Genomic DNA, 12,732 nt, shown 5'->3' with positions numbered 1-12,732 from the left:
TTCCTTCATCGTAAGTTTTTTGGAATTCGGTCTAAACTTCTAGGTTTTCCAAGACCTTCACTAGATTCGGGAGGTTTGGGTAATTTCAAAGTTTCCAAATTTTTCTCTTCGTTTTTGACCTTCACTTTTTTCTCTAAGTCAGACACTCGTTCCAACATTTTTTGCATCCGAAGTTCTGAATCAGAATCTGAATCAGATCCGGCCTTTGTATCTTCTTTGGGAGTTACAGGTTGGATATCAATAGGTGCTGGAATCAAACCATCACCTGACGGAGTGTAGATGGGAGGAACGGAAGTGTCTTCTGCTTTACGATTTCTAAAGTCATACTCTTTTCCTAAAAAATCTTGTTCTTCAGGAATTGTATCATGTGTGTATCCGTTGGATTCTCTTTCGCTAATAAAATCAAATTGCATCCGACGATTGGATTCATATTTTAAATCTTCCGGATCGGACATTCGAACATCTTTTCGTTTCCGATTGTAATCCCTTTCAATCTCCAAAAGAAACAAACTTCTGGTATCTTGAGCCAGTTGCATCCCTTGGGGTTTGGCATTTTCCCAACCATTGGTCCAACCCACATAGATTGCCATGATGAGAAAAAATACAAAAAGCGAGATGGCAATTTTTTTGAGTAAGTCTTGGACTTGGGAAGGAATTTTGTCTACGAGTCCATCGACAGCACCCATCATTTTCTGGGTGTCTACATTGACTTTGGGAATATTGATATTTTTAATGTCCACTGGTTACTCTTCCGAAATTTTAAAGACTACCCTTCGGTTTGTCCCACGACCTTCTTCGGTCTGATTGTCCGCTAACGGCACCGTGGGACCAAATCCCACCACAGCAATCCGCGTTTCTTCTATTTTATGTTTAGACTTCAAATAATTAGCAACCGAATTTGCTCTTTCCAAAGACATCTTTTGGTTGGCCGATTTGGTTCCGACATTGTCCGTATGCCCTTCGATGAGAATCTTCAAATTGGCTGATTTTCGTAAAATTCCTGCCAATCTGTCTAGTTCTGGCTCTGATTCTTTGGTGAGTTCAGCAGATCGGAAAGCAAAGAACAAATTGTTCATCACAATTTGATTTCCTTTTTTCAATTTGGGAAGGACAAGAAGGACCGTTTTTTCTTTGTCTTCTTTTTCTTTTCCCACCAAATTTAGGTTTTGTGAGACTGGAAGGTATCCTTCCTTTTCGCCATAAAATCCATAGTTTTCTTCATAAGGAAGGATGATGCTAAATTCTCCAGTCCCTGGATCGCTCACAGTAGAACCAATGGATTTTTTTCTCGTTAAAGATTCATATTGTACAAAAGCCGAAAGTGGTTTTCCTTCTTCATCCACTACTTTTCCTTTGATCACCACAACAGGTTCTGGTTGGAAATGATTGGGGATGGCTGCCATATACAAATCCCCTTCACGGGAAACAAAAGCCCAATTCCCAACCGCAGGGATACTTAAAAAATTAACACCCCTTAGGTTAGCAGATAATTCCTGTGGTTCAGACCAAGAAGTCCAAGAATCATTTTGTCTTCTTGTGATAAAAATAGAGATCCCTTCTTTTCTTCCGGAGGAAGAGAAGTATAAGGTTTTGTCATCGGGAGCAAGGAACGGAGCCATCTCCTCTTCACCTGTATTGATGGTATTTCCTAAATTAATTCCTTCTTCAAAAACACCAGAATCATTTTGTAAACTGACATATAAATCTAACTTACCAAAATTTTTCTTTTGTTGTGCCGAATAAAGCAAGGTCCGACCACTAGATGCCAAAGCAGAACCACCAAACACTTGTTGATTGGGATTGTCTGCCTTTCTGTACCAATTGTAAAAACTTGGAAAGTTTATAGGAGTGGGCATAGACCAACCCGATTCCGTTTTACGAGTTTTATACAATGGAGCTCGGTTTTGAATTTTATCCGTTCTATCCTTATATTCTGTTTCTAACTTTGTCAGAACAATATGAAATTCTTTTGGATTTTGTGCTTCTCTAGATGCAATTTGAGATTTATACATCATCTCTCGTTTTAGGTTGTCCAACATCTCTTCTTCGCCAAAATTTCCGAAAACAAAAAGTTCATTCCCTCCAGGGAGAGCCGAAATCACAGCAGATGGAAATTTATTATTGAGTGGAGTGGGAAGTTGTTCTCCTTGCATCCAAAAACCGTATTGGTCTCGTTTGGCGGCCCAAATTTTTTGAGTGGATCTTCCCCCTTCGCGAACAAGTGCCGTCCAAAACAAAATTTTTCCATCAGGAGTGCACTGCGGATTAAAAGAAAATAGGCCCTGGGTTACATAACGTGGGATTTTTTTTAAACTCCAGTCAGGGGTTTTTCCCGTTTCAAACGGTTCCATTTCATAACGAATGGGATTACAAGTTTCACCTTGCACATCGCATAACATCCGTATCTTTTTCCCGGCCAAATAAGCCAACTCTTCTTGTAAAACACCTGTTTGGACTCGGAATACTTGTTTGTCTGTGCGAAGGAGATGGCCGGTATTTAAGAGGTCCCCCTCCAAAACCTGGATTCCATTTTTTACACTTTGTGAGCTAATAAGCCCATTCCCAAAAAGAAGGAGAATGATGATGAGAATCCGTACCATACCATACGAAATGTCGGTTGAAACCTCCGATTCCCTTAGAAAATTGACCTATGATCCAAGCTAGCGGCATTACAGTCTCCTTCGGGAAAAAACCTCTTTTCGAAAACGTCTCCATTAAATTCAAACCGGAATGCCGTTACGGTCTGATCGGAGCCAATGGTTCCGGAAAATCGACTTTTATGAAGGTTTTAGCGGGTATTTTACAGCCCTCAGCTGGTTCTGTGGTGGTAGACAAGGACAAAAAGGTCGGATACCTCAAACAGGACCATTACGAATACGAAAATGAGACCGTTCTTGGAACCGTCCTACGGGGAAATCCTGAACTTTGGAATCTCATGGCGGAAAGGGATGCCATCTATTCCAAAGAGGACATGACTGACGAAGAAGGGATCCGGATCTCCGAAATCGAAGAACAGTTTGCCGATATGGGTGGGTACGAAGCCGAATCCGTAGCAGGAGAACTTTTGGAAGGCCTTGGAATCCCAACCTCAGCCCACAGCAAACCTTTGAACTTTCTCACTGGCGGCTTTAAACTTCGAGTCCTTCTTGCCCAAGTATTATTTTTAAAACCAGATGTTCTACTTTTGGATGAACCTACCAACCACTTGGATATCAAAACCATCCATTGGTTGGAAGAACTTCTGACAAACTATGAAGGTGTGGTCATTGTGATTTCCCACGACCGTCACTTCATCAACTCCGTTGCCACTCACATTGCCGATTTGGATTATAATACCATTCGAATGTTCCCAGGAAACTACGATGACTTTATGATTGCTGCCGAACAATCACGTGAACAACTCATGAGTGATAGTAAACGAGCAAAGGAAAAAATTGCCGACTTACAAGAGTTCGTTTCCAGATTCTCTGCAAATGCGAGTAAATCAAAACAAGCCACTTCACGCCAAAAAATGATCGAAAAGATCAAAGCTGAAATGGTGGATGTAAAACCATCTTCCAGAGTAGCACCTTACATTCGTTTTAAGGCAAAACGAACACTAGGAAAAGATGTTTTCGAAGCAATCAACATCTCCAAATCTTATGATGAAAAACCCGTGATCAAAGAGTTTAGCACTTCCATCACCAAAGGGGAAAAGGTCGGGATTGTTGGAACAAACGGTGTTGGTAAAACAACACTTCTTAAAATGTTACTTAAAAAAATAGAACCTGATTCCGGTCAGGTGAAATGGGGAGATTCTGTCGAAACTTCCTTTTTTCCACAAGACCACCGTGAGGCGATGGAACCAGATGCTGACACTCTCGTGGAATGGTTGTTACGAAATTCCCCACAAGGAACCGAAGTCCAAGAAATTCGTGCGATCCTCGGACGAATGCTTTTTTCTGGGGATATGGCAAACAAATCCACTACGGTTCTTTCTGGGGGAGAAAAATCACGGATGATCATTGGTAAAATGATCCTTGCCGGAGACAATGTCATTGCTCTGGACGAACCCACCAACCACTTGGATTTAGAAACCATTGAAGCACTCAACTACGCCTTATCGCTATTTGAGGGAACAGTGATTTTAGTTTCTCACGATAGGGAGTTTATTTCTTCCCTTTGTACAAGAATCATCGAAGTAACACCAGAAGGGATCAAAGACTTCAAAGGAACATACGAAGAATTTTTGGAGAGAGAAGGAAACGATTTCTACAAACGTCTCACTGGCGGTGCGGTAATCACAACTTAAAATTGTTTTTGCAGGGAAAGGTTAATCGATTGGATTTCCTTCCCTGCCATTAGCTCCGTCACCAAACTATAACTCCCCAAACTAAAGTTTAAACCCAAACTCCCATACCCAAATCCTGATCTATGGTTATGCCTTGTGGCAAGCCTGATCCCAATGGCACTTGGAACCGAACCAAAATCATCTGGATTTTCTCTTGTAGAAATGGCAGCAAACCGATTGGCTTGGATTGCCGTATAACCATGATTATACACTATGCCGATCCCCGGAATAATGGATAAAAATCCGATTGTATAATTATATTTTAAATCCAAAGAACCAGAAACAATTCTCGACTGATAAAACAAATCGTTTTGTCCAATCCACCGACGTTTGTCTCCATCAATTCTAAATTGAGTGGGTCTTCTGTCATAAGAACTCAAATAAAGATCTTGGTTCGTTTGGAAAACTCCGATTCCAAACGAAAATCCAGAATCAACAGGGAAGTATCTTAAAACAGCCCCATAATTAAAAACCCTACCCCGAACATCTGTATTTCTAATTTTTACAAAAGGAATATTGGCTTCACCAAACTCATAAGGAAAAAAATGTGTTGTTAGATTCCATTGTTTAGCAAATGCCCCATCCAACCATTCACCCAAGTTCACCGTAAAACTTAAGGAAGGTGATGCAGCAACTCCCTTCTTCGGAAGAGTTCGGAGTTCAGAATTTTCGTAATAAAAATCTCGAGCTTTTTCTTGGCCTTGAGACACAGTATACCCAAGTCCCAATCGGTATCGCTCTACCTTGGAGCCACCCGACTGGTTAGAATTTAAATTTTGTAAGACTGCATTATCCCCCATGGAACGAAGAAACCCATTGGTATAAATTCGATCAAAGACTGGTTCTGCAAAATTTCCTAATAATTGGTATTCACTTGGGATATTTGCACATTCTCCCCCTAAACAGAGAACTTGGGCATCAATAGGATTTCCTATCGCAACAAGGATCGTAAAAATAAAAGTGGATAGGGAAAATAAAAATCTCATAATACCAAGAGGATTTGTTAGATACAAACTCTAACTTTTGTTATTTTAGATCAGATAACCAATTTAAAAAAAGTTCCATTGCTTTTTTGCGATGGGAAACAGTATTTTTTTCCGATTCAGGAACCTGGGAAAAACGTTTTCCGAAAGGAGGATAGAAAAAAACCGGATCATAACCAAATCCAAATTTACCTTCTTCGTCATAATCGGAACAAATCAGACCATCCACTCGTCCTTCAAAAGAAACGGCATGAGTTCCATCTACATAACTCACTACACAACTATAAAAAGCATCACGGTTTTTATTCTCACCTAACTTTTGTAAAAGAAAAAGTGCACGTTCTTTATCGGTTAGACCTGGACCACCATATCTTGCTGAATACACACCGGGCTCACCACCGAGGGTTGGTACGGATATTCCCGAGTCATCGGCAAAAGAAGGAAGGCCTGTCAGTCGATAGAGTTCTTTTGATTTGATAAAGGAGTTTCCGGTGAATGAACTTTCCGTTTCTTCTGGAGAAAAGGAAATTCCCAAATCTTTGGGAAGGACCACTTCATACCCATAAGGCGAAAGTAACATTTGCATTTCCTTCCACTTGTGTAAACTTCCGGATGCAAATGCTAAAGTTTTTTTTGTCAGTGGGAATCTTCCTCGTCGAGTTGGAATCCTTCCATTGCAGAAGATAAATCAGGAAAAATTTCGAACACTTTGTCGAGCATTGTGATTTCAAAAAGTTGGATCAAATCTTCATCCACTACAATCACCTTAATATCACCATTCATAGGCTTTAACTTACGCTTGGTGGCGACAAATATACCAAGTGCGGTTGAACAAATATGATGAACTTTAGTTAAATCCAGAATGATTTTTTTAACAGAGCTTTGCGTAAGTTTTGAAAGTTCTTTTTCAATTTCATCGGAATCAACCTTGAGGATGGCCCCAGAAAACTTAATAATCCTTATGTCATCCTTGACTTGAACATCCATTCGATTCAATCACCCCCACTTAACAGTAAAACAACGCAAGACACCTTTCTGACGCCGGACTGTTTGTACAGCCGTGCAATTTCATTGATTGTGGCACCTGTCGTAAATATATCATCTACGATTAGAACATGAAGTCCTTCCATGATTCTATCACTTTTTGTGAATTGGAACGCCTTTTTTGCATGAAAAAAACGCTTCTCAAACCCTAACGAAGATTGTTTGTCCGCTGAAACCTTACGCAAACTAGTATCTTCCCTGATTTTCCAAAGTTTTTTCCATTTGCCGAGAAGAGCAAAAGAAGCATGGTACGGTCGTGGCCCCGACTTGGGAGAGGAAGGAACTAATGCCAGTAAATCGGGAAGGTCGCCAAAAAATTGTCGAGAAAGGGATCTATGTCCCAAACAAAAATATTCTGCGAGTTGCCTTTCGTTTTCAAATTTTAAGGACTGGAAAAGGTTTCTTTCAAAATCATTTCGAACTTGCAGATAGAAGACTTGGTCATAAAAGATAAACCGGTCCGCCGGAGGTTTGACCTGCCGTTGGTTCTCTTTCTCTTTTTGCGGGGAATAGTTTCGTTTTGTGCAAGGTTTACATACAGCGATGATCTCCGAAAAAAAATCGGAGCGGCCACAACTCACACAAAATTTAGGGAAAAAAAAGGATAAAAAGCGAACCCCTCTCATAATGAAAGGGGTTCTTTTCCGCAGACTTGCGGTTCTATTTTTTTTTGGTAAAACTACTTAGCAGGTGTTGCTGCTGGAGTTTGTGTTTCTACCTTAGGAGCTTCTGTTGATTTTTGGATCGTAGAAGTTGGAGGTGTTAGATCGACAGTGAGTTTTACTTCCACTACATCCGATTGGTTGCCTACATTGTCTACTGCCATTGCTTTGATCACATGGTCACCTTGTGTTTCGATTGCAATTGCTTCTACATAAGGTTTGTATTCTTCTTCATCAACTTTTACTAGAACTTTTTTGATACCAGATTCTTTGTCAGTTGCGTTTACATAGAATACGTTTCCTTTTCTTTGGAAGTTTTTTCCATTGATGTCAACCAATGGGAAAGAAGGAACGATTTCAACAGTTGGTTTTACATCATCAACAGTAATGATGAGAGAAGATTCTGGAGAAGAATTTCCCGACTTATCAGTTGCAGAATATTTCACGATATTTGCACCGCTATTTTCCAATTTGATTGGATCAGCGTATGATTTTGCAGCTTCTTGGTTGATGCTGAATTGGATTTTTTCAACACCTGTTTGTTGGTCTTCTGCTACCAAAGTGTAAGTGTTATTTTTAGAAGCGAAAGGAACCCCATCTAAAACGAAAAACTGCTCTTGTGGCACTAAGCTCACTCTTGGAGCTGTGTTATCAACATGAACCACGAGAATTTTTGGAGTCTCAGCATTTCCAACTTTATCTACAGATCGGTAATATATTTCGGTCAAACCTTCTTCAGCAATACGAATTGGTTGTGCGAACTTTCTGTATTCGCCGTTTTTCGGTTTCCACTCAATAAAATCGATTGTGGATGATTCGTCTTTTGCATCTAATGAAAAAGTGGTTTTACTTGTAATGAAAAGAGCAGACGCATCAGAAGTAGAAGCTCCCGATTCTTTTTTGTCACCCAATATGTCTTTTACAGTTGTCTCAGCTTTACCAACACCGTCTTTGGCTTGAGTAGAAGTGGACTCTGTTTTTTTGATTGCCTGGTCTTTTGTGGAAGTAGTGGCTTTTGGTGCAGCAACTTGTGCTGTGATTTGGCCTGCGAAAGAAATTGTCAGTATGGCCAAAAGATATTTGTGCGCCTGCATTTGTATAAGTCTCCTTTTTACAGATAAAACATATATATCCCCCTTCTAAGGAATTATTGTCAACATGATTGCATTGATAAACTTAAGGAAACTTACACTTTTTCTTTTCTTCTTTGGAATCGTTCCGATTCAGGCTGAGGCAGGGATTTGGCGGGAAATCCTTCTCGAAAATTTTGAATTATCCAATTACAATCAGGAAAACCTGCGGACTAAGTTGGAAAAGGGAACCAAACTTCCAGAAATCACCCTTTCCAGCAATTTCACCGCTCCCATCCCAGGTTCCAAACAAGCACTCGTACTACGAATTCCCAAAGATGCCAATTTTCCTTTTTCATTGTACTTTCCAAAACCAATTGAAGTGAATGCTTTTATCAAAGAAATCACCATCCCCATTTATTCATCACAATCCAATGGGAACCTAACACTGATCATAGAATCACAAGATGCAGAAGTAAGACAATTGAATTTGACCTCACTCAATTATCGAGGTTGGAAATTCATTACAGTTTCGATTTCAAAAAATTTTGATCAAAACGATAGAGTTTTTCTACAAAAGAGTTCGATACGAATTCTTGGATTCTTTTATTTACCGTATGAAAATAATGATCCCAACCAAGAGGTCCTCATTGCCATTGATGACATAACTGCGATTGTGCGAGATAAATATAGACCCCTTCGTAACAAAGAAATCCTACTCGAAGATTGAAATTTCGCACCCACGGATCACTTCTTTCTGTAAAAAACTCTTTTCTTCATAACCTCATGACCGAACCTGATCCTAAATGGAAATGGAACTGTCCCTAGAACAATACGAAACCCTGCTCAAGTTAGTGTATATGGGAGATTGGGTCATTTCCACCTTGCAAGCCAAGGATCGTTCGGAAGATGAACCTGATACGGACTCTCGTTTTGCCGATGTGGTCCGCCATGTTTTTGCCCAAGCGGAACATGCAGGTCTTGGAAACATTGTCCAAATTGACCAGAATAATGGAGAGCCTTATCTAACCCGAGAATTTGAGGAAGAAAGTGGGCTCGTTGACATTTTGGAAGATTATGAAGATGAAGTGTTTTGGCAAGCCCTCATCGAAAGACTCGCACACAGAGATTTCCTCCGTCACTACGGAGAGACTGCCATCTCCCAAATGGCAATCGAAGAACGAATCGAAAAAGAAACACCCTTCCACGACAAATGGGCACAAGAGTTTCACGAAAACGGACTCGAAAATCTAAAAATATAAATCACTCAAACTTGCTTTTTCCCCGTAAGTTAAATCAAAACAATATAACGCCTAACATCTATCAGGCTGCGGATATTTATATTTCACTTTAGTTCTCAGCTTTTTTTTGTTTTTGATTGATCTTAGGCCAGAGCAATTTATCTTCCCTTTCCTTTTTTCGACTCATCGCTTCACTGAGTCTTGTGCGGAGAATAAAATCAATTTGGTCTTTTGTCTGGAGAGGCAAACGATCTGCATCAGAAACGTTTCCAAGGTCTCTTAATAAAAGTTGGATCGTTTCAAATGCTTTTTCATTTAAAAAATCACCATTTGCGGGTACAGATGTGATTCGGTTCCAAGTTTTGATTGCTTCTGATTGGAGTTTCGAATCTTTGCGACTGTTCCCTGCCTCCCAAAGAACCCTTCCCTTTTCAAAATACCCATCCTTCAGTCTATATCCCTTCGGAGTTTTTGCAATCAACGTATCCAAAATATCAACTCTCTTTTTTGAATAAGCTTCTTCCACATCTTTTGGGTTGAAGAGTTTCTTTTCCGTTAAGAGTTTTTTATATTTTTCTGACATCCTTCGTAAGGTTTCATAACGTAGAGTTTGTTTTTGTTCAGGAGTTGCTAGTTTTAAGTATTCTTTTGCTTGGAAGTATTGTTCGAGAGCCCGGCTTTGAATTTCATAAATGTTTTCAATGGTAAAAAGAATTTCTGTACCAGTATTGGTTCCTAAATTCTCTGAAAGTGCAGCCATCATTTGTCTAAGAAAATCTTCTTTATTCAGATTTTCTTGAAAATAATCAATGGCAAAATAACTGGGATCTCCGCTAAAAGGATAGGCTAACCTTTGTAAGTTTTCATAATACAAATCTCGAACAAAAAAACTAAGGTCTCCTTTGTCTGGATCATATCCCATAAACCGAGAGATAAACTCATCCAATTGTTTTTCTTTCTTTTGTTTGAGTGTTTTGTCTAAGTAACGAGCCCGGTCATCCTTCGTCATTGAAAGTGGAGATTTTGGTTCTGCTTCACCTTCCTTAGAAATCCTCATAGTGATAGGTGGAGAGGATTCATCTCCTTTTCGAAACTCTTCGATGATGCGGTTTCGTTCTTTGTGAACAAATAAATTATCTTCGGCGTTTTCTATATCAACACGGAAAGGATCACGAATTCCTTTTACCGTCGGTAGAACATCTTTAACAATGATATCCTCATAATCACGGTTTCTTTTGATATAAGAATCCGCAACTCCAGAGTTTTCATTGATCTGGTCATAGTCATTTTTGAATTGTTTGCGTAACGAAGATGTGCCTTCCAAGTCTTTGACTAATTCTTCCCATTGGCTCCCCTTATATTTACCTTTGGAAAAACCATTCCCATCACCATCTTCTCCTTCCTCTCCCTCACCTGGTTCATCTGCAGTTTCTGCATTACCAGTTTCTCCACCGATTTTTCCAAAATTCATCTGAAACGAGAGTTCTTTTTCTTCTTCCTGCGCATAAATCCAAGGTGGGCCACAAAGAATTTTTTGATAAGGGGAATCTGAGTTATTAAAAGAATATATAATTAATGTTATGTGAGAGACGACTGAAATATAGAGGGCGATATAAAATCTAAAGTCAAAAAGAACTTTAAGGATTCCTTTTCGCATAAAAGAAAAACACTAATCCTACAATTCCCATATACAAATAAGAAAGTAAGTTCCCATATAATCTGTAAAAAGTCATTTCTCCAGGAATCACCTGAACTTTTTTGCGAATCACAGCGGTTGTTTCAATCGGAGTGAAATCATTATCAATATTTCGCCCGAGATGGTCCGTAAACACAGAGGTTCCAGAATTTGTGGACCGAACAATCCATTTGCGGAATTCTATGGCTCGCAGTCTACCTAAGGTATGGTGTTGGTAAGACTCAACAGAATTTCCATACCATTTGTCGTTTGTGACATTGACAATAAAATCAGGATCTCCCTCAAACTTTCTGACAAACTCGGAGATAATGACTTCATAACAAATCAAAGGTAAAAAACTACCAATTTGTTTTTCTTCTACCTTCTCTTTAGAATAGTATTCTCGAACTGCAATTGGGCCCATCGTCATTGTATCTTCAAAGTGTAGATCTTTTGTTTGCGTAGGAGCAGTCTTTCTTGGTTCATAATAAGGAATTAAATTCAAATTGGTTCCCGGTGCAAACTGTCCGGTTTGTCCAGACAATGCATACATCCATTCAAAGGGCATGTATTCACCAAAGATTAGTAAAAAAACTTTTTGATAACTATTTCTTCTTTCTCCATTTGGATTCATCACCACCGAAGAATTATACATCCGAACATCTCGTCTGGAAATACGACCAGGAAGTGCTTCTGTACTAAGGTCTGCATCTAACTCATTGTAAAATACATTTGTTCCATGTCGTAGACTTAAGATCGCCATCAAAGATTCAAATTGATGCCAATAAATACGGCTGTATCTTGTTACTTCTGTATCATGAGTTGTGAAAAACGGAACCCCCGACTCAGGCAAAACCACAAGATCCACTGGGTTCCCTTTCAGTTCCCGTTCTGCCATTGAATCAATACGAGTCATTAGATTTCGAATTTCTTCTGCAGGATTACGTCCATCCCGAAATTCCAAAGGGGCATTCGGTTGAATGATCAAAACATCTCTTTCCGCGATGGGTTTCACTTTTGACCATTTTTGAAATAAATAATATCCATTTCCAAAAAATAGAACTAAAACCAAAACAAGGCTTAAACCACCAAATAAAAACTGTTTTTGGAAGGTTTTGTGTTTCGAGAGAAAGTTTGTCAGTAGGCGAAAAAAAGTTTTTGGTTTTCTAAAAGAAAACAAATAGTAAGAAACAAAAAACAAAAATGCGGACAATCCGTACGAACTCGCATACTCTGCGTTTTGTGCCAAAATTTGATTTTCAGCCACAACATTCCCAAAATACCAAGGGAAAACTTGTGGTGTAAAAAATTCCGCAAATAAAATCGAAACAGAAGCTATGACTGGGAAAAATTTTCCCAGTCGTTTCGCCAAAAAGGAAAACAACAAAAGATAAACAGGAAATTTAAAATTTAGTAAAATTGCAGAACCAATAAAAATGGGAACTGCCAAATACCAATCAAACCCACCAAAAACAGTGGTCATATGGTAAATCCAATGGAAGGAAACAAAATAAAACAAAATGGAAAAACCAAACCCGTGATAGATGAGTTTTTTCCATTCTCCCCTATTTCTTTTTTCTACAAGGAAAAGCCCAAAGGGAGCAAGCCAAACAAAAAATGGAAGGTTTAAAGGAGCAAAAGAAAGGAAGGAAAATACAGCGGTAATCGTATAACAAAAAACGGATATGAACCCTTCGCGCGAAATTAAAAAACGTACTAGTTTCATA

At 39.2% G+C, this 12,732-nt stretch carries 12 protein-coding genes; 3 read left to right on the top strand and 9 right to left on the bottom strand.

The window, feature by feature from the left end:
• Window positions 1-5: 5 nt before the first annotated feature.
• Together EHR01_RS07420 and EHR01_RS07415 are read right to left on the bottom strand one after the other, a co-directional pair.
• On the bottom strand, window positions 6-740 hold the full coding sequence (locus EHR01_RS07420; protein ID WP_135694059.1) for an LIC_11485 family protein: 735 nt from the start codon (window positions 738-740) through the stop codon (window positions 6-8).
• Between the two features lie 3 nt (window positions 741-743).
• Window positions 744-2,600 carry an OmpA family protein gene (locus EHR01_RS07415; RefSeq protein WP_135694058.1) on the bottom strand — a complete coding sequence of 619 codons (1,857 nt, stop codon included), beginning with the start codon at window positions 2,598-2,600 and terminating at the stop codon, window positions 744-746.
• A gap of 50 nt (window positions 2,601-2,650) precedes the next feature.
• On the opposite strand from EHR01_RS07415, the gene EHR01_RS07410 reads away from it, so the two are divergent.
• Window positions 2,651-4,291: an ATP-binding cassette domain-containing protein gene (locus EHR01_RS07410; protein WP_135694057.1), complete on the top strand. Its 1,641-nt coding sequence runs from the start codon at window positions 2,651-2,653 to the stop codon at window positions 4,289-4,291.
• Here the strand turns inward: EHR01_RS07410 and EHR01_RS07405 are convergent.
• Genes EHR01_RS07405 through ompL47 form a run of 5 tightly spaced genes read right to left on the bottom strand, consistent with a single transcriptional unit; the run spans window position 4,288 to window position 8,113 of the window.
• Window positions 4,288-5,316, bottom strand: coding sequence for an Lsa36 family surface (lipo)protein (locus tag EHR01_RS07405; protein WP_135694056.1), 1,029 nt, complete (start codon window positions 5,314-5,316; stop codon window positions 4,288-4,290). The genes EHR01_RS07410 and EHR01_RS07405 overlap by 4 nt on opposite strands.
• A gap of 40 nt (window positions 5,317-5,356) precedes the next feature.
• Window positions 5,357-5,953 (bottom strand): RdgB/HAM1 family non-canonical purine NTP pyrophosphatase, encoded by a 597-nt coding sequence (rdgB, locus tag EHR01_RS07400; RefSeq protein WP_135694055.1) that lies wholly within the window; start codon window positions 5,951-5,953, stop codon window positions 5,357-5,359.
• The gene (locus EHR01_RS07395; RefSeq protein WP_004785977.1) at window positions 5,950-6,300 is read right to left on the bottom strand and encodes an STAS domain-containing protein; all 351 of its coding nucleotides are present in this window, start codon (window positions 6,298-6,300) and stop codon (window positions 5,950-5,952) included. The genes rdgB and EHR01_RS07395 overlap by 4 nt, the downstream gene beginning before the upstream one ends.
• Before the next feature lie 5 nt (window positions 6,301-6,305).
• Window positions 6,306-6,983 carry a ComF family protein gene (locus EHR01_RS07390; protein WP_135694054.1) on the bottom strand — a complete coding sequence of 226 codons (678 nt, stop codon included), beginning with the start codon at window positions 6,981-6,983 and terminating at the stop codon, window positions 6,306-6,308.
• Between the two features lie 53 nt (window positions 6,984-7,036).
• Window positions 7,037-8,113, bottom strand: a complete 1,077-nt coding sequence (gene ompL47 / locus EHR01_RS07385) for a multi-beta-barrel domain surface protein OmpL47 (protein ID WP_135694053.1) — start codon at window positions 8,111-8,113, stop codon at window positions 7,037-7,039.
• Between the two features lie 64 nt (window positions 8,114-8,177).
• On the opposite strand from ompL47, the gene EHR01_RS07380 reads away from it, so the two are divergent.
• Window positions 8,178-8,819: a flagellar assembly protein FlaA gene (locus EHR01_RS07380; protein ID WP_135694052.1), complete on the top strand. Its 642-nt coding sequence runs from the start codon at window positions 8,178-8,180 to the stop codon at window positions 8,817-8,819.
• A gap of 82 nt (window positions 8,820-8,901) precedes the next feature.
• Window positions 8,902-9,351, top strand: a complete 450-nt coding sequence (locus EHR01_RS07375) for a hypothetical protein (protein ID WP_244310016.1) — start codon at window positions 8,902-8,904, stop codon at window positions 9,349-9,351.
• Window positions 9,352-9,439: 88 nt separating this feature from the next.
• On the opposite strand, the gene EHR01_RS07370 is transcribed toward EHR01_RS07375, so the two are convergent.
• Both EHR01_RS07370 and EHR01_RS07365 read right to left on the bottom strand, forming a co-directional pair.
• Window positions 9,440-10,987 carry a hypothetical protein gene (locus EHR01_RS07370; RefSeq protein WP_135694050.1) on the bottom strand — a complete coding sequence of 516 codons (1,548 nt, stop codon included), beginning with the start codon at window positions 10,985-10,987 and terminating at the stop codon, window positions 9,440-9,442.
• Window positions 10,968-12,731, bottom strand: a complete 1,764-nt coding sequence (locus EHR01_RS07365) for an apolipoprotein N-acyltransferase (protein WP_135694049.1) — start codon at window positions 12,729-12,731, stop codon at window positions 10,968-10,970. Before EHR01_RS07365 ends, EHR01_RS07370 begins: the two co-directional genes overlap by 20 nt.
• Window position 12,732 lies beyond the last annotated feature (1 nt).

The organism is Leptospira mtsangambouensis, from assembly GCF_004770475.1.
In the GTDB taxonomy this organism is placed as follows: Bacteria; Spirochaetota; Leptospiria; order Leptospirales; family Leptospiraceae; genus Leptospira_A; species Leptospira_A mtsangambouensis.
The sequence above is the reverse complement of the archived record's forward strand: the minus strand, read 5'-3'. Positions and strand labels throughout refer to the sequence as shown.

Coding starts and splice junctions, on each gene's coding strand:
- EHR01_RS07370 (WP_135694050.1), bottom strand. CDS start 10,987: ATGCGAAAAGGAATCCTTAAAGTTCTTTTTGACTTTAGATTTTATATC.
- EHR01_RS07390 (WP_135694054.1), bottom strand. CDS start 6,983: ATGAGAGGGGTTCGCTTTTTATCCTTTTTTTTCCCTAAATTTTGTGTG.
- EHR01_RS07380 (WP_135694052.1), top strand. CDS start 8,178: ATGATTGCATTGATAAACTTAAGGAAACTTACACTTTTTCTTTTCTTC.
- EHR01_RS07410 (WP_135694057.1), top strand. CDS start 2,651: ATGATCCAAGCTAGCGGCATTACAGTCTCCTTCGGGAAAAAACCTCTT.
- EHR01_RS07375 (WP_244310016.1), top strand. CDS start 8,902: ATGGAACTGTCCCTAGAACAATACGAAACCCTGCTCAAGTTAGTGTAT.
- EHR01_RS07395 (WP_004785977.1), bottom strand. CDS start 6,300: ATGGATGTTCAAGTCAAGGATGACATAAGGATTATTAAGTTTTCTGGG.
- EHR01_RS07415 (WP_135694058.1), bottom strand. CDS start 2,600: ATGGTACGGATTCTCATCATCATTCTCCTTCTTTTTGGGAATGGGCTT.
- ompL47 (WP_135694053.1), bottom strand. CDS start 8,113: ATGCAGGCGCACAAATATCTTTTGGCCATACTGACAATTTCTTTCGCA.
- EHR01_RS07405 (WP_135694056.1), bottom strand. CDS start 5,316: ATGAGATTTTTATTTTCCCTATCCACTTTTATTTTTACGATCCTTGTT.
- EHR01_RS07365 (WP_135694049.1), bottom strand. CDS start 12,731: ATGAAACTAGTACGTTTTTTAATTTCGCGCGAAGGGTTCATATCCGTT.